We start from the raw sequence: 18,247 nt of genomic DNA on the forward strand, positions 1-18,247 counted from the left end.
GCTGATGACCATGGTTCTGCTCGGTCATCAGACGGTCGGCGCGCACCGCCCGGGCCCGTCGCGCCGCACTCTGTCCCTCGCGCTCGCCTCGGCGGCAGCGGTCCTGCTCACGGGGTGCTGGTTCGTCGTCCGGCAGTACAACGAGCGGCCGCCCTGGGCGGATGACGTCACATACGAGGCGGGCTTCATCCAGGGCAACCGTGTCCGGCAGTACGACCCGACCGGCCAGGAGGTCAGGAAGCTCCTGGCCGGCGGGTGCGAAGAGCTGCCGTCGGCCGGACTCGGCGGGCGGAAGGCGTCGTACAACCCGGGCCTGTGGGTGGACGGCTGCCTGGCCGGCGCGGCGGGGCGGCAGCCCGAGCGGCAGGGGCTGCTGCACTGACCGCCGCTGCTACTCCTGATCCATCCCGGCCAGTACGAGCGGCAGCCGCGAGGCCCCGTCCGCACTCACGCGCACCGGAACCCCCCAGTCCTGCTGGTGGACATGACAGGCCGGGTACTCTCCCCCGGTCTCCGACCGGGAGGTGCCCCCATCCGGGTCGTCGCAGGACGCCGCCATCGCCGAGACATGCAGCACGCCCTCGGCGACCGCCGGGTCGATCTCCAGCTCGCGCGAGAGGTCGGTCCCCGCACCATCCCCGCTGGTCAAGAGCTCGGGCGGGGTCGAGGAGACGAGCAGCCGGGTGGAGGGGCCGTACCGCGTGTCCAGCTTCTGGCCGGCCGGAGCCTGGAAGACCACGTCCAGCTGAAGCTTCCCCGCGGCGACTTCGGTGGCGGCGCGCTGTGTCCGGTGGGCGACGGACTCGACCCGTACCGCCTCCTCCGGCAGCCGCAGCCGGGTCAGCCGGTGCCTGGCCGACTCGACGACCACGATGTCGTCGCCGACGAGGACGGCGCCGGAGGGTTCGCGCAGATCGGTGGCCAGCGTGGTGACCTGGCCGGCGGCCGGATCGTAACGGCGCAGTGCGTGGTTGTACGTGTCGCTGATGGCCACCGATCCGTCGGGCAGCGCGGTGACGCCCAACGGGTGCTGGAGCAGGGCCTGTCCGGCCTCCCCGTCGCGGTGCCCGAAGTCGAAGAGTCCGGTGCCGACGGCCGTGTGCACGACCAGATCACGGTCGATCCAGCGCACCGCGGAGGTTTCGGAGTCGGCGATCCACAGCCGGTCCTCGGTGGCCGCGAGTCCGGACGGCTGGGCGAACCACGCCTCGGCCGCGGGACCGTCGACCAGCCCTTCGTTGGTGGTCCCGGCCGCGACCTCGACTGTCCCCGTCGCCGGGTCGTACGTCCACAGCTGGTGGACGCCCGCCATCGCGATCCACAGCCGCTCGCCCCACCAGGCGACGTCCCACGGCGAGGAGAGGGACACGTCGAGGGCCGGACCGCTGGTCGGCGATCCCTGCCACCACTGCTTGCCGGTGCCGGCGAGCGTTTCGATGGCGCCGCTCCCGGGGTCGTACGCACGGATGGAGTGGTTCACGGTGTCGGCGACCGCGATCCTGCCGTCGGGCAGCGGGGCGAGTCCCTGCGGCTCGTTGAACTCGCCGTCGCCGATACGCCGTACGACGCTCTCGCCGTCCGGCGCCAGCTCGACGAGCTGGTTCCGGGTGGAGTCGGAGACCAGGAAGTTCCCGGACGGAAGCAGCACGGCCTTGCCGGGGAAGCGCAGATCGGTGGCGACGGGCTCGGGCGCGACATAGGGGCCGTCGCCGCGTCGCAGCGTGCCCTTGGCGGCGTGCTCTGCCTCCAGCTCCTCGACGAGCTTCTCGATGGCGTGCGCATGCCCCTCGCCCGCGTGCTGGGCGACTACGTATCCCTCGGGGTCGATGACGACGAGGGTGGGCCAGGCCCGTACGGCGTACTGCTTCCAGGTGGCGAGCTCGGGGTCGTCCAGTACGGGGTGGTGCACCTGGTAGCGCTCGACGGCGTCGACGACGGCCTGGTGCTCGGCCTCGTGCACGAACTTCGGCGAGTGGACCCCGATGATCACCACGGTGTCGCGGTGCTTCTCCTCGAGCTCGCGCAGCTCGTCCAGGACATGCAGACAGTTCACACAGCAAAATGTCCAGAAGTCGAGGATGACGATGCGTCCTCGCAGGTCAGCGAGGGTGTACTGGTGGTCGCCTGTATTGAGCCAGCCGCCCTTGCCGATCAGCTCGGGGGCCCGAACGCGTGCACGTGATGCCATACCCCCATCCAACCGCACCGATACGGGTACGCATTCCGCCATGAAGTATCTGGTGCGCGACAAAGTCTTCGCGATCGGCGACGACTACTGGATCGAGGACGAGCACGGGCGGCACGCCTTCCTCGTCGACGGAAAGGCGCTGCGGCTGCGCGACACCCTGGAGCTCAAGGATCCGGACGGGCTCGTCCTCGTCACGCTGCGCAAGAAGATGTTCAGCCTGCGGGACGCGATGACCATCGAGCGGGGCGACGCGCCGCTCGCCACGATCCGCAAGAAGCGGCTCTCGCTGGTGCGCAATCACTACCGCGTGACGCTCGTCGAGGGTACGGAACTCGATGTCAGCGGCCGGGTCCTGGACCGGGAGTTCGGGGTCGAGTACGACGGCGAGCTGCTGGCGCACATCTCCCGGCAGTGGTTCCGGGTGCGGGAGACGTACGCCGTGAATGTCGTACGGGAGGACGCGGACGCGGCGCTCATGATCGCGGTCGCGGTCTGTGTGATCCGGATGGCGGAGAAGGAGCGCGACGGCGACTAGCTCCTGCCTCCACGGGGCTGAATTTCAGCCCGTCCGGCGCTTGAGGACACGGCCGAAGGCCGTACCGGGGGTCTGGGGGCTTGCCCCCCACGCGGCGGAGCCGCAAATCGATGCAGCGGGAAGGGCGGGGTGAGGCGGGGTGGGGGAACAACCACCGGAGGCTAGGCCCTCCGTGGCGCGTCCACCCCCAGCACCCGGTCCTTCAGCACCGGGAACTGCTCCCGCGTCGTCGCCACCTTCGCCGGGTCGAGCTCCACGGTCAGGACCTCTTCGTCCGGGCCCGCCTCGGCGAGCACCTCGCCCCAGGGATCGACCACGATGCTGTGGCCGGCCTGCTCGACCCCGGCGTGGGTGCCTGCGGTGCCGCAGGCCAGGAGGTATGCCTGGTTCTCCACGGCGCGGGCGCGGGCCAGCAGTGTCCAGTGTTCCCGGCGGCGGGCGGGCCAGCCGGCCGGGACGACGAACGCCTGCGCGCCCGCGTCCACCAGGCCGCGGAACAGCTCGGGGAAGCGCAGGTCGTAGCAGGTGGCGAGGCCGAGGGTGAGTCCGTCCCCGGTCCCGGTGCCAGTCCCGGTGCCAGTCCCGGGCAGCGGGACGGTGACGAGCACCTCGCCCGCGCCCATCATCACCGCTTCGCCCTTGTCGAAGCCGAAGCGGTGGATCTTCCGGTAGGTGCTGACCAGTTCACCGGCGGGGGAGAAGACGAGGGAGGTGTTGTAGAGGGTGCCGGGGCCCTCGGCGGAGCCGCTGTCGGATACGGCCTTCTCGACGATGGAGCCCGCGTGCAGCCAGACGCCCGCGTCGCTCGCGGCCTTCGCCATCACCTCGTACGTAGGTCCGGCCAGTGATTCTGCCTCTTCGGCGAAGGACTGGTAGGCAAAGGCTCCGACGGGCCACAGTTCTGGAAGAACCACCAGATCGGCGCCGTGCTGCTCCCGTACGAGCGCGGCGGCTCGCTGCCTTCGCGAATTGACTGATTCGTCCGGGTCTACTGCAATCTGGATGAGTGAGGCGCGCACACTACCACCGTCCTGGCATTCGAGCCTTCAACACGGGCCTACGATCGTCACACGAAAGCACTGCCGGGGTGCCGCCCGGCAGCGTAACTTAACTGCCGAGCCTCCCACGCAGCCCAGCAGTCAGCAGCAGCCCAGCCCGCGTACCGCAGAACCGCCGAGGGGTCCCGTGACCGTCCATCCCAGCCTCCAGACCTACGCCGACGCCTGGACCCACTCAATCGAATCGATAGCCGAGCTGGTGCAGCCGCTCGTCGAGGGCGAGTGGAACCGGCCATCGCCGTGCCCCGGCTGGTCCGTGCGTGACCTCGTCTCGCACGTCATCGGCATGGAGTGCGAGATGCTCGGCGATCCCCGGCCCATCCACACCCTGCCGCGCGATCTTTACCATGTGCAGAGCGAGTTCACCCGCTATATGGAGATGCAGGTCGACGTGCGCCGGCACCACACGGCGCCGGAGATGACCTCCGAGCTGGAGTACACGATCATCCGCCGGGCCCGTCAGCTGCGCAACGAGAACCGCGCCCCCGACACCATGGTCCGCGCCCCGCTCGGCGCCGAGCAGACCCTGGAACTGGCCATGCGTATGCGCGCGTTCGACACCTGGGCGCACGAGCAGGATCTGCGTATGGCGCTCGGCAAGCCCGGCAACCTCGACTCCCCCGGCGCGTACATCACCCGGGACTGTCTGCTCGAAGCCCTGCCGAAGGTGGTCGCCAAGGACGCGGGCGCACCCGCGAATTCGGCGGTCGTCCTCGATGTGCACGGCCCGGTGGAGTTCCTGCGCACGGTCCGGGTGGACGCGGACGGCCACGGCACGGTCGACGGCGCGCCCTCGCTCGGGCCCATCGTGACCCTCGCCATGGACTGGGAGACGTTCCTGCGGCTGGCGTGTGGCCGGGTGCGGGCGGCGGCGGTGCAGGACCGGGTGAAGGTGGACGGGGACGCCGATCTGGCGGCGGCGATCCTGCGGGAGTTCGCGGTCACGCCGTAGCGGTCACGCCGTGGGCGCGGCGGGGCGCCGGGCGCGCCGCCGTTCGACGGTGGCCGCTCGGACCGGGGCCGCTCACGCCGGTACGTGCACGGCCTCCACGCGGCTCGCCACCAGCCGTTCCCGCTCCCGCCGCACCGTGCGCGCCCGCAGCCGCAGGATCTGCACGATGCCCAGCGCCTCCAGCACGAACACCGACGAGAACGCGATCCGGTAGTTGTCCCCGGTCGCGTCCAGCAGCACCCCGACCGCCAGCAGTGTCGTCATCGAGGCCACAAAACCACCCATATTGACGATTCCCGACGCCGTCCCCTGCCGTTCCGGGGGATTGGCCGGGCGGGCGAAGTCGAAGCCGATCATCGACGCGGGACCGCACGCCCCGAGCACCGTGCACAGGGTGATCAGCAACCACATCGGAGCCTGGTCCCCGGGGTAGGCAATGATGGCCGCCCACAGAAGCGCGGTCGCCCCGACCGTGCCGAGGGCGAGCGGGGTCCGGGCCGCGTGGTGGCGGGCGATGACCTGCCCGTACACCAGCCCCACCACCATGTTGGAGAGCACCACCAGCGTCAGCAGCTCGCCCGCGGTCTCCCGGGACAGGCCTTGCGCCTCGACCAGGAAGGGCATCCCCCACAGCAGCAGGAACACCATGGCGGGGAACTGGGTGGTGAAGTGCACCCACAAACCGAGCCGGGTGCCTGGCTCCCGCCAGGACTGGACGATCTGCTTGCGTACGAAGGCTGATCCGGCGTGCTGGGCGGGCGGGGGCTCGTGGCCCTCGGGGTGGTCCTTCAAGAAGAGCGACAGCAGTACGAGGACGACCAGTCCGGCCGCCGCGCTGCCCGCGAAGGTGGCGGTCCAGCCGACGCCGTGCAGCAGCCGCGAGATGAAGATGGTCGAGACGAGATTGCCCGCCATCCCGAAGAGCGCGGCGACCTGCCCGATGAGCGGCCCGCGCCGGGCCGGGAACCAGCGCGAGCCGAGCCGCAGCACGCTGATGAAGGTCATCGCGTCGCCGCAGCCGAGCAGCGCGCGCGAGGCGAGGGCCGTGCCGTACGAGGGGGAGAGCGCGAAGCCCAGCTGTCCGACGCTGAACAGCACCACGCCGAGCGTCAGCACCTTCTTGGTGCCGAGCCTGTCGACCATCAGGCCGACGGGTATCTGCATCCCCGCGTACACCAGCAGCTGGAGTATGGAAAAGGTGGACAGGGCGGAGGCGTTGACGTCGAAGCGGTCGGCGGCGTCGAGGCCGGCGACCCCGAGCGACGTACGGAAGATGACGGCGACGAAGTAGACGGCGACGCCGATGCCCCAGACCGCGGCGGCGCGCCGTCCGCCGGGTGGGTCTCCCGGCAGGGCGACGGCGGCGCTCATCGGACCTCGCCCCGCGCCAGGTTGCTGAACCAGCCGACGTGCCGGTGTACGAGAGCGGCCGCCGCGTCCGGGTCCGAGGCACGCAGGGCTTCGAGGATCTCGCTGTGCTCGGCGACGTTCTTGGCGATCCGGTCGGGGTGGGAGTGCATCACGGCGACGCCCATCCTCAGCTGCCGGTCGCGGAGTTGGTCGTAGAGGCGGGAGAGGATCTCATTGCCGCCGCTGCGCACGATCTCGGCGTGGAAACAGCGGTCGGTGACGGCGACGGCCGCCAGGTCGCCCGCCTCACCCTGTCGCTTCTGCTGCTCGAGAAGCTCTTCGAGCCGGGCGAGGAGCTGCGGCGACGCCGGTACGGCCTTGCGGGCGGCGTGCTCCTCGACCAGCAGCCGGGTCTCCACCACATCGGCGATCTCCTGCGCGGAGACGGCGAGGACGAGCGCGCCCTTTTTCGGATAGAGCTTGATCAGCCCTTCGACCTCGAGCTTGAGGAGCGCCTCGCGGACGGGGGTGCGCGATACGCCGACGGCGTCGGCCAGTTCACCCTCGGTGAGAAGGGTGCCGCCCTCGTAGCGGCGGTCGAGGACGGCTTGCTTGATGTGGGCGTAGACGCGTTCGGCGGCAGGGGCGGCGACGGGCATGCGCACAGCTTAGATACAACACAGGTGCATCAGAAAGCCACGTCCACGATGCAGGACGGAACTGATGGGGCGTCGTGTACATCCATTCGGTCCGCTCAACGGTCTCGTATCCGGGCCCTGTTTCCATTCAGGTGCCATTTCGACCCTTTTCGATGCATTCGCGAACTCGGAGCGATTCTTGAGAACCAGCCTTCCGGGCGTACGCAAAGCCGCCGTGGTCGTCCTCACCACCGGCGCGCTGCTGACCGTCTCGCCTCTGGCCGCGCCCGCTCACGCCGTCCCCGTGCCGCCGATCGCGAGCAAGGGCGCCATCCTGCTCAACAACGCGACCGGCACCGCCGTCTACACCAAGACGCCGGACACCCGTCGGCAGATGGCCAGCACGACGAAGGTCATGACGGCCGCGGTGGTGGTGAACACCAAGGGCATAAACCTGAACCACGTGGTCACCATCAAGCAGACCTACCGCGACTACGTGGTCAAGCAGGGCGCCAGCACCGCGGACCTGAAGACCGGCGACAAGGTGACCGTCCGTCAGCTGCTGTACGGCACGATGCTGCCCTCCGGCTGCGACGCCGCGTACGCCCTCGCCGACCTCCTCGGCAAGGGGACCACCACGGCCGCACGCACGCAGTCGTTCATCGCCAAGATGAACCAGACGGCCACCTCCCTCGGCCTGAAGAACACCAAGTTCGACTCCTTCGACGGCATTTCGAAGGCCGGCAACAACTACACGACGCCGCGCGACCTCGCGAAGATCGCAAGCTACGCGATGAAGAACGCCAACTTCCGCGCCGTCGTCGCGGCGCCGAAGTACGTGACCTCCGCGACGACCAGCACGGGCGGCAAGCGCACGTACACCTGGTACAACACCAACCAGCTGCTCGGCTCCTACAAGGGCGCGATCGGCATCAAGACGGGCACCGGCACGGCCGCGGGCCCCTGCCTGGTCTTCGCCGCCACGCGCGGCGACAAGACCTTCGTCGGGGTCACCCTGAACGGCGCCGACCGCTACAAGGACGCCGCGAAGCTGCTCGACTTCGGATTCGGTTCGAGCACCGCGCAGACGATGCAGCTGCGGAGCCTGCCGCAGGGCGCCGAGCGCGACTGATCAGCCGCGCCGCAAGGGCCGCAGGCTTCATAACGACAGCCGCCCCGTTCCGCACTGCGGAACGGGGCGGCTGTGTCGTCAGGCCGGTCGCGGGCCGGTCAGGCCCAGGTGATCAGCCGCTTGGGCTGTTCCAGGATCGCCGCGACATCCGCGAGAACCTTGGAGCCGAGCTCGCCGTCGACCAGCCGGTGGTCGAAGGAGAGCGCGAGCGTGGTGACCTGGCGCGGCTTCACCTTGCCCTTGTGGACCCACGGCTGGAGCTTGATCGCACCGACCGCGAGGATCGCGGACTCGCCGGGGTTGAGGATCGGCGTACCGGTGTCGACGCCGAAGACGCCAACGTTGGTGATGGTCACCGTGCCGCCCTGCATCGCCGCCGGGGTCGTCTTGCCCTCACGGGCGGTGGCGACCAACTCGCCCAGCGCCGCGGCCAGTTCGGGCAGGGTCTTGTCCTGCGCGTCCTTGATGTTCGGGACGATCAGGCCGCGCGGGGTGGCGGCCGCGATGCCCAGGTTGACGTAGTGCTTCTGCACGATCTCCTGGTTGGCCTCGTCCCAGGCGGCGTTGACCTGCGGGTTGCGCTTGATCGCGACCAGCAGCGCCTTGGCGATGAGCAGCAGCGGATTGACCCGCAGCCCCGCCATGTCCTTGTCGGCCTTGAGCTCGTCGACGAGCTTCATCGTCCGCGTCACGTCGAGCGTGATGAACTCCGTGACGTGGGGCGCGGTGAAGGCGCTGCCGACCATCGCCGCCGCGGTGGCCTTCCGTACGCCCTTGATGGGGATACGGGTCTCGCGCGCACCCGCCGCGACTGGCGCCGGGGCCTCGGCCACGGGCTGCGCGACAGGGGCGGGCGCGGCCGCAGGTGCGGGCGCCGTCGTCGGAGCGGCCGCCGCGTGGACGTCCTCCCGAGTGATGACACCGTCGGGACCGGTCGGGGTGACCGTCGCCAGGTCGATGCCCAGGTCCTTGGCGAGCTTGCGGACCGGCGGCTTGGCAAGCGGGCGGGCCGCGGTGGCCGTGGCCGTGCCGCTGTGGCCGTTCATCTCGGCCTGGACCGCGGCTGCCGCGGCGGCCTGCTCCGGCACCGCCGCCGTCCCCTTGCGGGCGCGGCGCTTGGTGGAGGTCTCGGCGACGCCGTAGCCGACGAGGACGGGCTGGCGGCCCTTCGGCTCGGCCTCCTCGACGGCGGGAGCGACGGGCGCGGCCGACGTCTGGGCCACGGGCGCGGACGGCGCGTCACCGCTCCCGGGCGCCACATCGATCGTGATGATCGACGTGCCGACGTCGACGGTCGTGCCCTCCTCGAAGCGCAGCTCGTGCACCACTCCGTCGTACGGAATCGGCAGCTCGACGGCCGCCTTCGCCGTCTCGACCTCGCACACGACCTGGCCGTCCGTCACCACGTCTCCGGGCTGGACGTACCACTTGAGGATCTCGGCCTCGGTCAGTCCCTCGCCCACATCGGGCATCTTGAACTCACGGAAGCGAGTGGAAGTGTCTGTCATGGTCACGGCACTCCTCAGTACGCGAGCGAGCGGTCGACGGCGTCCAGCACCCGGTCAAGCCCCGGAAGGTACTCCTCCTCGAGCCTGGCCGGCGGGTACGGCGCGTGGAAGCCGCCGACCCTCAGCACCGGGGCCTCCAGTTGATAGAAGCACCGCTCGGTGATCCGGGCGGCGATCTCCGCGCCGGAACCGTAGAAGACCGGGGCCTCGTGCACCACGACCAACCGGCCTGTCTTCTCCACCGACGTCTGGATGGTGTCGAAGTCGATCGGGGACATCGAGCGCAGGTCGATGACCTCCACCGACTTGCCCTCCTCTGCGGCCGCGGCCGCCGCCTCGACGCAGACCTTCACCATCGGACCGTACGCCACGAGCGTGATGTCCGAGCCGGCCTGTGCGATACGCGCTTTGTGCAGCGGGCCCGGGATGGCCTCGGTGTCGACCTCGCCCTTGTCCCAGTACCGCCGCTTGGGCTCGAAGAAGATGACCGGGTCGTCGCTCTGGATCGCCTGCTGGAGCATCCAGTACGCGTCGGAGGAGTTGGACGGAGAGACCACCTTGAGGCCCGCGACATGCGCGAAGAGCGCCTCGGGGGACTCGCTGTGGTGCTCGACCGCGCCGATGCCGCCGCCGTACGGAATGCGGATGACGACCGGCATCTTGATCTTGCCGAGCGCGCGGGCGTGCATCTTCGCGAGCTGCGTGACGATCTGGTCGTACGCGGGGAAGACGAAGCCGTCGAACTGGATCTCCACGACCGGCCGGTAGCCGCGCAGCGCGAGACCGATCGCCGTGCCGACGATGCCGGACTCGGCGAGCGGGGTGTCGATGACCCGGTCCTCGCCGAAGTCCTTCTGCAGTCCGTCCGTGACCCGGAAGACGCCGCCGAGCTTGCCGACGTCCTCACCCATGATCAGGATCTTGGGGTCGGTCTCGAGCGCCTTGCGCAGCGACTCGTTGAGCGCCTTCGCGATGGGGAGCTTCTGTACAGCCATGGTTAGTTGCCCTCCTCGGCGAAGGACGCCTGGTACGCGATGAACTGGGCGCGCTCCTCGTCGACGAGCGCGTGCCCGTCGGCGTAGACATTCTCGAAGATCGCCAGGTGTTCGGGGTCGGGCATGGCCCGTACGGCCTCACGCACCCGCTTGCCTAGCGTCTCGCTCTCCTCGTCCAGGGACGTGAAGAACGCCTCGTCGGCGAGGCCGGCCTTCTCCAGGTACGTACGGAGCCGCAGGATCGGGTCCTTGGCCTCCCAGGCCTGACGCTCCTCGTCGGCCCGGTACTTGGTCGGGTCGTCCGAGGTGGTGTGCGCGCCCATCCGGTACGTGAACGCCTCGATCAGCGTCGGGCCCTCGCCGCGGCGGGCCCGCTCCAGCGCGGAGCGGGTCACTGCCAGGCAGGCGAGGACGTCATTGCCGTCGACGCGGACGCCGGGGAAGCCGAAGCCCTGGGCGCGCTGGTAGAGCGGCACCCGGGTCTGCCTCTCGGTCGGCTCGGAGATCGCCCACTGGTTGTTCTGGCAGAAGAAGACGACCGGGGCGTTGTAGACCGCGGAGAAGGTGAACGATTCGGCGACATCACCCTGGCTGGAAGCGCCGTCGCCGAAGTACGCGATCACGGCGGAGTCGGCACCGTCCTTGGCCACGCCCATCGCGTAGCCGGTGGCGTGCAGCGTCTGCGAGCCGATGACGATCGTGTACAGGTGGAAGTTGTTGGTGTTCGGGTCCCAGCCGCCGTGGTTCACACCGCGGAACATGCCGAGCAGATTGGTCGGGTCGACCCCGCGGCACCAGGCAACGCCGTGCTCGCGGTAGGTCGGGAAGACATAGTCGTCGTCGCGTAGCGCGCGACCCGAGCCGATCTGTGCGGCCTCCTGGCCCAGCAGCGACGCCCACAGTCCGAGTTCGCCCTGCCGCTGAAGAGCGGTGGCCTCGGCGTCGAAGCGGCGGGTCAGGACCATGTCCCGGTACAGCCCGCGCAGCTCGTCGGGGGTCAGGTCGATCTCGTACTCCGGGTGCTCGACGCGCTCTCCCTCAGGCGTCAGCAGCTGTACGAGCTGGGGCTCGGAACTCTGTGGCTTGTTCGCGGCGCTGACGCGCTTGCTGCTGCGTCGCGGTTTGCGCGCGGCAGTGCTCTCCACGGTCACGTGCGTGCTCCTCCGTCGGTCCGGCCCCCGGGTTCGCCGGTTGGCCAGTGCGGCTCGCCTGTTTCCCGTACCCGTGCACGGGGTGGGGTGCCGCTCGGCCGGAATCAGGCGTGACAGGTGTCCCGGCGAGCGCCCTGCCAATGGCACGTTACCCAGTGGGAAGCATTACTGCGAAACCCCATTTGACCTGCGATTTTGCTTGGATTTCCAAGTAAATCGAGAAATTCGGGAACAACCACTGGTCACAGCCTTGCAGGCCGCCGGAACACGGGCACGTTATCCCGGGCACCCCGGACACGGGAAGAGTAGATGTGCGAGACGCTTTCGTGCGCGAAGAGGGAAAAATCATTCTATTTCTCTATGCACACTCTGGCATTATCTGCAAGAGCTGCTACTCGGCCACGCTGCGTGATCTAGCATCTGGCGAGTGCCGCGCTCATCTGTAACTGCCCCACCCGTCGATGCGCTGCTGCGCCGCTACGCCGACCCGGGCGAACCCGTCTCCTGCGAGCCTGTCACCCAGGGGCTCCTCAACCGCGGCTACCGGCTCGCCACCACCCGTGGCGCGTACTTCCTCAAGCACCATCTCGACGGCGACCACGAGGCCATCGCCCGCCAGCACCGGGCCACCCAGCGGCTCCAGACGCTCGGCGTGCCGGTCGCGCCACCCGTCGAGGACGCGAACGGCGACACGGTCGCGGTCATCGGCGGGCGGTGTTACGCCCTGCACCCCTGGATCGACGGACGGCACCGCGACGGGGCACAGCTGACCACACTCCAGTCGCGGCGGCTCGGCTCACTCCTCGGCCTCGTACACACCTGTCTGGAGCAGGTCATGGCGGTGGACGCCACGGCGTGCCGGGAGTACGAGAGCGCCGACCCCGAGGAGACCTTCACGCTCATCGACGAACTGCTGGGGCTGGCGCGCAGTGCGAGGCCCCGGGACGCCTTCGACGGCCTCGCCGAGCACCGGCTGCTCGAACGGCGCGCGCTGCTGGAGCGCCATGCCGACCGCAGACCGCCGCCGGCCTCCGCGGGCGGCTGGGTGCACGGCGACTTCCACCCGCTGAATCTGCTCTACCGGGGCGCGGAACCGGCCGCGATCGTCGACTGGGACCGGCTGGGTGTGCACCCGCGCGCGGAGGAGGCGGTACGGGCAGCGGCGATCTTCTTCGTCCAGCCGGCCGGGGAGCTGGAGCTGACGAAGGTACGGGCGTACGCACAGGCCTACCGGCGAGCGGCGGGCGCGGACGCGGCGGAGCTGGCGGCGGCGGTGCACCGGGTGTGGTGGGAGCGGCTCAACGACTTCTGGATCCTGCGCTGGCGCTACCAGCTGCACGACCGGAGGGCCGACCCGCAGTTTCCTGCGGCGTCGGCCCTGGCGGTGTGGTGGACGAGGGAGTACGAGGCGGTGTGCGAGGCCTTCGCGGGGTGAGACCGTCGCGGGGTGAGACCGTCGCGGGGCCCGTCAGCCCCCGTTGCTTCCCGGGTCGCCCGGGTTGCCCGTCGACTGCGTCGGGTCGTCGGTCGGCTCCGTGGGATCGGCCGTGGTGGGGTCGTCCGTCGGGTCGCCGGTCGGCTCCGTCGGCTCGGCCGTGGTCGGGTCGTCCGTCGGCGTCTGCGGATCGCTCGGCGTGAACGAGGGAGGGTCGGACGGCGTCCAGGACGGCTGCTCATCGTCGCCCGTGGGGCCCGGCTCCTCGCTCTGCTCCGTCTCCTCGTCGGTCGGTGTCGGCGAGGTGTCCGGCGTGGACGGCGTCTGGGAGATTGTGGTGTTGTCCTTCGGGCTCTTGCCGGTGTTGCCCGCCTTGTCCAGCGCGAAGGCGACGCCCGCCGCGATGGCGATCACCGCGAGCACGGCGAACAGCCACATCTTTCCGCGGCCGCCGCCCTTGCCGTTCCGGCCGTCCCGGTTACCGCCGTCGTATCCGCCGTCGTTCGGGTTCATCGGCGGCAGGATCGGGCTCTGCGAGGTCTCGCCGTGCACGGGGTGGTGCATCGCGGTCGGCCCGGTCGTCCCCATCGCCGGGGTGAATCCGCCGTCGTGCGTCTCGACGGGACCCGTGCCCCAGGTGCCGGTGTGGCTGCCCTGCTGCTGCAGCATCTGCAGCCCGTACTGCACCAGACCGCGCATCTCCTCCGCGCTCTGGAACCGGTCGTCCGGGTCCTTCGCCAGCGAGCGCATCACCAGACCGTCGAGCTCCGGCGGCACCGCGTCGGAGACCTCGGACGGCGGCACCGGGATGTCCTGGACATGCTGGTAGACCACCGAGAGCGGGGTCTCGCCGGTGAACGGGGGCCGCAGGGCGAGGAGTTCGTAGAGCAGACAGCCCGTGGCGTACAGATCGGAGCGGTGGTCGACGGCCTTGCCCAGCGCCTGCTCGGGGGAGAGGTACTGCGGCGTGCCCATGACCATGCCGGTCTGGGTCATCGTCGACTGCGCGCCGTGCAGGGCGCGCGCAATGCCGAAGTCCATCACCTTCACCGCACCGGAGTTGGTGATGATGACGTTCGCGGGCTTGATGTCGCGGTGCACGATGCCGTGCTGGTGCGAGTAGGCGAGCGCCTCCAGCACACCGGAGACGATGATCAGCGCCTGCTCGGGCGGCGGGGCCTCCGCGTTGACCAGCAGATCGCGGATGGTGCGCCCCTCGACCAGCTCCATCACGATGTACGGGACGGTCTGGCCGCCCACCACGTCCTCGCCGGAGTCGTAGACCGCGACCACGGCGTGGTGGTTGAGGCCGGCGACCGACTGTGCCTCGCGCGTGAAGCGGGCCTTGGAGACCGGGTCCTCGGCCAGGTCGGAACGGAGCAGCTTGACGGCGACCGTGCGGCCGAGCCGTACGTCCTCCGCCGCGAACACCTCGGCCATGCCGCCGCGTCCGAGACGGTGCGTCAGGCGGTAGCGGCCGTCGCCGACCACTCCGCCGATGCCCCAGGAGTCCGCCGCATCCGGCGATCCGCCGCCGCCTGCTTCGGGTTCGGGTGCCATCAGTCCTCGCCGTCGTAATCTGTCCGCGTGCGTACCGTGCCTGCGGGTGTTCGCTGTCGCCCTCAGGGTGCTCTGCCACGTCACGCTACAGCCTTCGTGTGAGTGGCCTCTTTCGATGTGGACCGGCCATCAAACCCGCTGCCCGTGCGGCCATGCAAATTCCATGCTTTTCCTGTAACGCTTCCGAGACGCTTCCTATGCGTACGGTCACGGAACGGGCACCTGGCTTGACGTGCCGGACCCCTCGGGCAGACTTGCCCCAAAGAGCAACGGGATCATCGCGGGCCATCGGGCCTTGCGCCGAGGGGGATGCACAGTCATGAGCCAGGACGGCGCGCAGGGCCGCTATGCGGGTGGTTCCGTAGCGGGCGGCCGGTATCAGCTTCGCGACCTGCTCGGCGAAGGCGGCATGGCCTCCGTGTACCTGGCGTACGACTCGGCGCTCGACCGCCAGGTCGCCATCAAGACGCTTCATACGGAACTGGGGCGGGAGCAGTCCTTCCGCGAGCGGTTCCGGCGCGAGGCGCAGGCGGTCGCCAAGCTGTCGCACACCAATATCGTCTCGGTCTTCGACACCGGCGAGGACGAGCTCGACGGCTCGCTGATGCCGTACATCGTCATGGAGTACGTCGAGGGCCAGCCGCTCGGATCCGTACTGCAGGCGGACATTCAGCAGTATGGCGCGATGCCGGCCGACAAGGCGCTGAAGGTGACGGCCGATGTGCTGGCCGCGCTGGAGACCAGCCATGAAATGGGCCTGGTCCACCGCGACATCAAGCCCGGCAACGTGATGATGACCAAGCGGGGCATCGTCAAGGTGATGGACTTCGGCATCGCGCGCGCCATGCAGTCGGGCGTCACCTCGATGACGCAGACCGGCATGGTGGTCGGCACTCCGCAGTACCTGTCGCCCGAGCAGGCGCTGGGTCGCGGCGTCGACGCGCGCTCCGACCTGTACTCCGTCGGCATCATGCTGTTCCAGCTGCTGACGGGGCGGATCCCGTTCGACGCGGACTCGCCGCTGGCGATCGCGTACGCGCATGTGCAGGAGGAGCCGGTCGCACCGTCCACGATCAACCGCTCCGTCACGCCCGCGATGGACGCACTGGTCGCGCGGGCGCTGAAGAAGAACCCCAACGAACGTTTCCCGAGCGCCGCAGCGATGCGCGACGAGTGCGCGCGGGTGGCGAGCGCCGGGCAGACGGGCGCGCCGGTCATCATCGGCGGCGCTCCGGCGGCGAGCGGCGCGGGGGTGGGTTCCGCGGTCTTCCCGCCGCTGGATCAGTCGACTCCGGCGCCGCAGAGCGTGCAGACGCCGTACCAGCCGGGTCCGTACGGCCCGCCGACTCCCGCGTCGGCGCCCATGCAGAGTCATACGCCGGCTCCGACGCCCCAGTACGGCTACCCGCACACGCCGCCCCCTCCCGCCTACCAGACGCCTGGGCCGGTTGCGTCGACGCCGCCGTACAACATCACGCCCCAGACGAGGGTTTCGGGCGGCGGCGGTGGGAAGCGGAACATGCCGGTCGTCGTGGGCGCGATAGTGGTGGCACTGCTGGCGATCGGCGGTCTGATCACGGCGATCGTGCTGAGCAAGAACTCGGGGGACGGGGACAACGCGGGCGGCGACCCGAGCTCGAGCGAGTCGGCTGACTCTGGGGGACTGGCTCCGGACCGCACCCGGACGATCGAGAAGACGAAGTGCTCGGAGGCCACGGAAGACGGCACGGACCCGGCGAAGGTCCAGGCCCCCGACCTCCTCTACAAGGACCTTCTGTCGGTGAAGGAGTGTCTGCGGGCCGCCGGGTGGACCTGGAAGGTGACCGAGGTGGACAACCCTCAGTACCCCAAGGACGCCGTGGTTGTGCAGTACCCCGGCCAGGGACAGGCCGTGGTGCCGAAGAACCAGGAGTTCGAGCTGACGATCTCCACGGGCAAGTCGGGGTAGCCCGAGCCGCACCGCATCCCCGGGGACGGCCCGGCACGCACTGCGCGTGCCGGGCCGTCCCCCATTGCACTCCCCCGGGATGCCGGAAGTGTCAAGGCATGTGACGCTGAGTCCGATATGGGCGACATCTCGGCGACTTCTCGGCGACTCGGCACGGGAGGGGGTCCCCCCGTGACTCCAATGCTCCGCACACGGTGCGCGATCGCGGTCACCTCGCTCCTGGTGCTGGCCACGCCCCTTGCGTACGCCGAGGAGTCCGAGGCCCCCGACCGCGCCCCGGCCGCCAGGCCTGCCGCCACACCTGCCGCCACACCTGCCGCCACACCTGCCGCCGCGCCGACCGCTTCCGCCTCCGCTTCGCTCGCGGGGCGGCAGGCCGGGGAGGGGCGGAAGAGGCCCGGACGGACTCCCCAGTCGCACAGCCCGGACGAGTCCGAGAGCCCGGACGGCGAGGGCCGCCCCGACCGTGAGCCGTCCGCCGCACGGTCCGCATCGCCTTCCGAGTCCGATTCCGAGTCCGCGTCTGCTTCCGCGTCTCGTTCCGCTTCAGCCACTTCGTCCCGTACGCGACCCTCCGCGCCGAAGTCCCCCTCTGCGGAGGACGAGGTACTCGAGACGGAGGAGCAGGAGGAGGCCGAGGAGGCCGATGAGTTCCCGGCGCTCTCGCCCAGCCCGACGCCACCCGCCGCCGCACGTGACCAGGCACCCCAGGCACTGCCCGAGCCGGTCGTGCACCAGATCTCCCCGCTGTCGCTGGGGGTCGGGATGGCGCTCATGGGGCTCGGAATCGGCTTCCTCGGGGTGCGGTTGCGGCGTCGTTGATCTTCTCGTCCTCCTCAGGATGGAGGCACAGGCTCCGCCTCTCGATGGTTGGCGGCGGTCGGCATACCCGGTATACATACCGAGTATGTCCATCCGCCACGGGCTCCTTGCCCTCCTCGAGCACGGCCCTCGCTACGGCTCCCAGCTCCGCACGGAGTTCGAGTCGCGCACCGGAGCCACCTGGCCGCTCAACGTCGGTCAGGTCTATACGACCCTCAACCGCCTGGAGCGCGACGGCATGGTCGCCCAGGGCGGCGAGGACGAGGCGGGCCATGCGCTCTACGTCATCACCGATGCCGGGCGCACCGAGCTGAAGAGCTGGTTCGCGACGCCGGTGGACCGCAGCAGTCCGCCCCGTGACGAGTTGGCGATCAAGCTCGCGATGGCGGTCGGTGCGCCCGGCGTGGACATCCGTGCCGTCATCCAGTCCCAGCGCCACCACACCGTGAAGGCGATGCAGGACTACACCCGGCTCAAGGCGCAGGCGCTGGCCGCGATCGAGGGCGGGGGCTCGCAGGAACGCGACGACGTGGCCTGGCTGCTCGTGCTGGAACAGCTGATCTTCCAGACCGAGGCGGAGGCGCGCTGGCTCGACCACTGCGAGGTGCGGCTCATCCGGATCTCCGCGGCGGCCGGCCGGGCCGCGGACCGCGGAGCGGCGCACACGACGGCCGCGTCCCTGCTCGGTACCCCGGCGGGGCGGGCGTCCTCGGCGTCTTCGGCGTCTTCGACGGAGCCGCCATCGGCAGGCTCGGAGGGCCCGGCATCTCCTGCGGCGCCGTCAGGCTCGGCGCGCGCACGGCCCGCGCCGCCGACGTAGTCCACCCAATGCCGCCGATGTAGCCCGCCGAACGCCGCCGAGCCGGCTCAGTCCACCGAACGCGGCCGGCTCAGCCCACCGAAACGACCCGCACGCCCAGCTCTCCCAGTCTCCGTACATCCGCTCGCGGCATCCAGCCGCTCGTGCACCGTCCG

General features: G+C 70.0%; 16 protein-coding genes. 8 read left to right on the top strand and 8 right to left on the bottom strand.

Translation table 11 applies throughout. From position 1 onward, the window contains the following. Positions 1–4: 4 nt before the first annotated feature. Complete coding sequence (locus tag ACH492_RS26405) at positions 5–382, top strand: hypothetical protein (protein ID WP_398990168.1); 378 nt, start codon at positions 5–7, stop codon at positions 380–382. Between the two features lie 9 nt (positions 383–391). Here ACH492_RS26405 and ACH492_RS26410 read toward each other — a convergent pair whose 3' ends face one another. Continuing rightward, a complete protein-coding gene (locus ACH492_RS26410; protein ID WP_398990169.1) occupies positions 392–2,188 on the bottom strand; it encodes an NHL domain-containing thioredoxin family protein in 1,797 nt (598 codons plus the stop codon). A 40-nt stretch (positions 2,189–2,228) separates the two neighbouring features. On the opposite strand from ACH492_RS26410, the gene ACH492_RS26415 reads away from it, so the two are divergent. Then, positions 2,229–2,723, top strand: coding sequence for an LURP-one-related/scramblase family protein (locus tag ACH492_RS26415; RefSeq protein WP_398990170.1), 495 nt, complete (start codon positions 2,229–2,231; stop codon positions 2,721–2,723). A 161-nt stretch (positions 2,724–2,884) separates the two neighbouring features. Here ACH492_RS26415 and ACH492_RS26420 read toward each other — a convergent pair whose 3' ends face one another. Further along, positions 2,885–3,742: a carbon-nitrogen family hydrolase gene (locus ACH492_RS26420; protein ID WP_398990171.1), complete on the bottom strand. Its 858-nt coding sequence runs from the start codon at positions 3,740–3,742 to the stop codon at positions 2,885–2,887. A gap of 166 nt (positions 3,743–3,908) precedes the next feature. Here ACH492_RS26420 and ACH492_RS26425 point away from each other — a divergent pair, with 166 nt between their 5' ends. Next, positions 3,909–4,733: a maleylpyruvate isomerase family mycothiol-dependent enzyme gene (locus tag ACH492_RS26425; RefSeq protein WP_398990172.1), complete on the top strand. Its 825-nt coding sequence runs from the start codon at positions 3,909–3,911 to the stop codon at positions 4,731–4,733. A 72-nt stretch (positions 4,734–4,805) separates the two neighbouring features. Here ACH492_RS26425 and ACH492_RS26430 read toward each other — a convergent pair whose 3' ends face one another. Together ACH492_RS26430 and ACH492_RS26435 are read right to left on the bottom strand one after the other, a co-directional pair. Further along, the gene (locus ACH492_RS26430) at positions 4,806–6,104 is read right to left on the bottom strand and encodes a nitrate/nitrite transporter (protein WP_398990173.1); all 1,299 of its coding nucleotides are present in this window, start codon (positions 6,102–6,104) and stop codon (positions 4,806–4,808) included. After that, positions 6,101–6,742, bottom strand: coding sequence for a GntR family transcriptional regulator (locus ACH492_RS26435; protein ID WP_398990174.1), 642 nt, complete (start codon positions 6,740–6,742; stop codon positions 6,101–6,103). Before ACH492_RS26435 ends, ACH492_RS26430 begins: the two co-directional genes overlap by 4 nt. Before the next feature lie 178 nt (positions 6,743–6,920). Here ACH492_RS26435 and ACH492_RS26440 point away from each other — a divergent pair, with 178 nt between their 5' ends. Next, entirely contained in the window at positions 6,921–7,853 is a 933-nt protein-coding gene (locus ACH492_RS26440) for a D-alanyl-D-alanine carboxypeptidase family protein (protein ID WP_398990175.1), read from the top strand. Positions 7,854–7,951: 98 nt separating this feature from the next. On the opposite strand, the gene ACH492_RS26445 is transcribed toward ACH492_RS26440, so the two are convergent. From ACH492_RS26445 to pdhA, 3 genes are read right to left on the bottom strand one after another with little or no spacing between them, the layout of a single operon-like run. Further along, a complete protein-coding gene (locus tag ACH492_RS26445) occupies positions 7,952–9,361 on the bottom strand; it encodes a dihydrolipoamide acetyltransferase family protein (RefSeq protein ID WP_398990176.1) in 1,410 nt (469 codons plus the stop codon). A gap of 14 nt (positions 9,362–9,375) precedes the next feature. Beyond that, entirely contained in the window at positions 9,376–10,356 is a 981-nt protein-coding gene (locus ACH492_RS26450) for an alpha-ketoacid dehydrogenase subunit beta (RefSeq protein ID WP_398990177.1), read from the bottom strand. 2 nt (positions 10,357–10,358) lie between these two features. After that, positions 10,359–11,507, bottom strand: coding sequence for a pyruvate dehydrogenase (acetyl-transferring) E1 component subunit alpha (gene pdhA, locus ACH492_RS26455; protein ID WP_398990178.1), 1,149 nt, complete (start codon positions 11,505–11,507; stop codon positions 10,359–10,361). Between the two features lie 427 nt (positions 11,508–11,934). Here pdhA and ACH492_RS26460 point away from each other — a divergent pair, with 427 nt between their 5' ends. Further along, positions 11,935–12,942, top strand: a complete 1,008-nt coding sequence (locus tag ACH492_RS26460; RefSeq protein ID WP_398990179.1) for a phosphotransferase — start codon at positions 11,935–11,937, stop codon at positions 12,940–12,942. 33 nt (positions 12,943–12,975) lie between these two features. Here the strand turns inward: ACH492_RS26460 and ACH492_RS26465 are convergent, their stop codons facing one another. Continuing rightward, on the bottom strand, positions 12,976–14,502 hold the full coding sequence (locus ACH492_RS26465; protein WP_398990180.1) for a protein kinase: 1,527 nt from the start codon (positions 14,500–14,502) through the stop codon (positions 12,976–12,978). A 319-nt stretch (positions 14,503–14,821) separates the two neighbouring features. Here ACH492_RS26465 and ACH492_RS26470 point away from each other — a divergent pair, with 319 nt between their 5' ends. The 3 genes from ACH492_RS26470 (at position 14,822) to ACH492_RS26480 (ending at position 18,092) form a co-directional block, all read left to right on the top strand. Continuing rightward, positions 14,822–16,450 carry a protein kinase gene (locus tag ACH492_RS26470; RefSeq protein ID WP_398990181.1) on the top strand — a complete coding sequence of 543 codons (1,629 nt, stop codon included), beginning with the start codon at positions 14,822–14,824 and terminating at the stop codon, positions 16,448–16,450. Between the two features lie 180 nt (positions 16,451–16,630). After that, the gene (locus tag ACH492_RS26475; RefSeq protein ID WP_398990182.1) at positions 16,631–17,272 is read left to right on the top strand and encodes a hypothetical protein; all 642 of its coding nucleotides are present in this window, start codon (positions 16,631–16,633) and stop codon (positions 17,270–17,272) included. Between the two features lie 85 nt (positions 17,273–17,357). After that, on the top strand, positions 17,358–18,092 hold the full coding sequence (locus ACH492_RS26480; RefSeq protein WP_398990183.1) for a PadR family transcriptional regulator: 735 nt from the start codon (positions 17,358–17,360) through the stop codon (positions 18,090–18,092). Positions 18,093–18,247: the final 155 nt, after the last annotated feature.

Source organism: Streptomyces sp. NPDC019443, from assembly GCF_044389785.1.
Classification (GTDB): Bacteria; Actinomycetota; Actinomycetes; order Streptomycetales; family Streptomycetaceae; genus Streptomyces.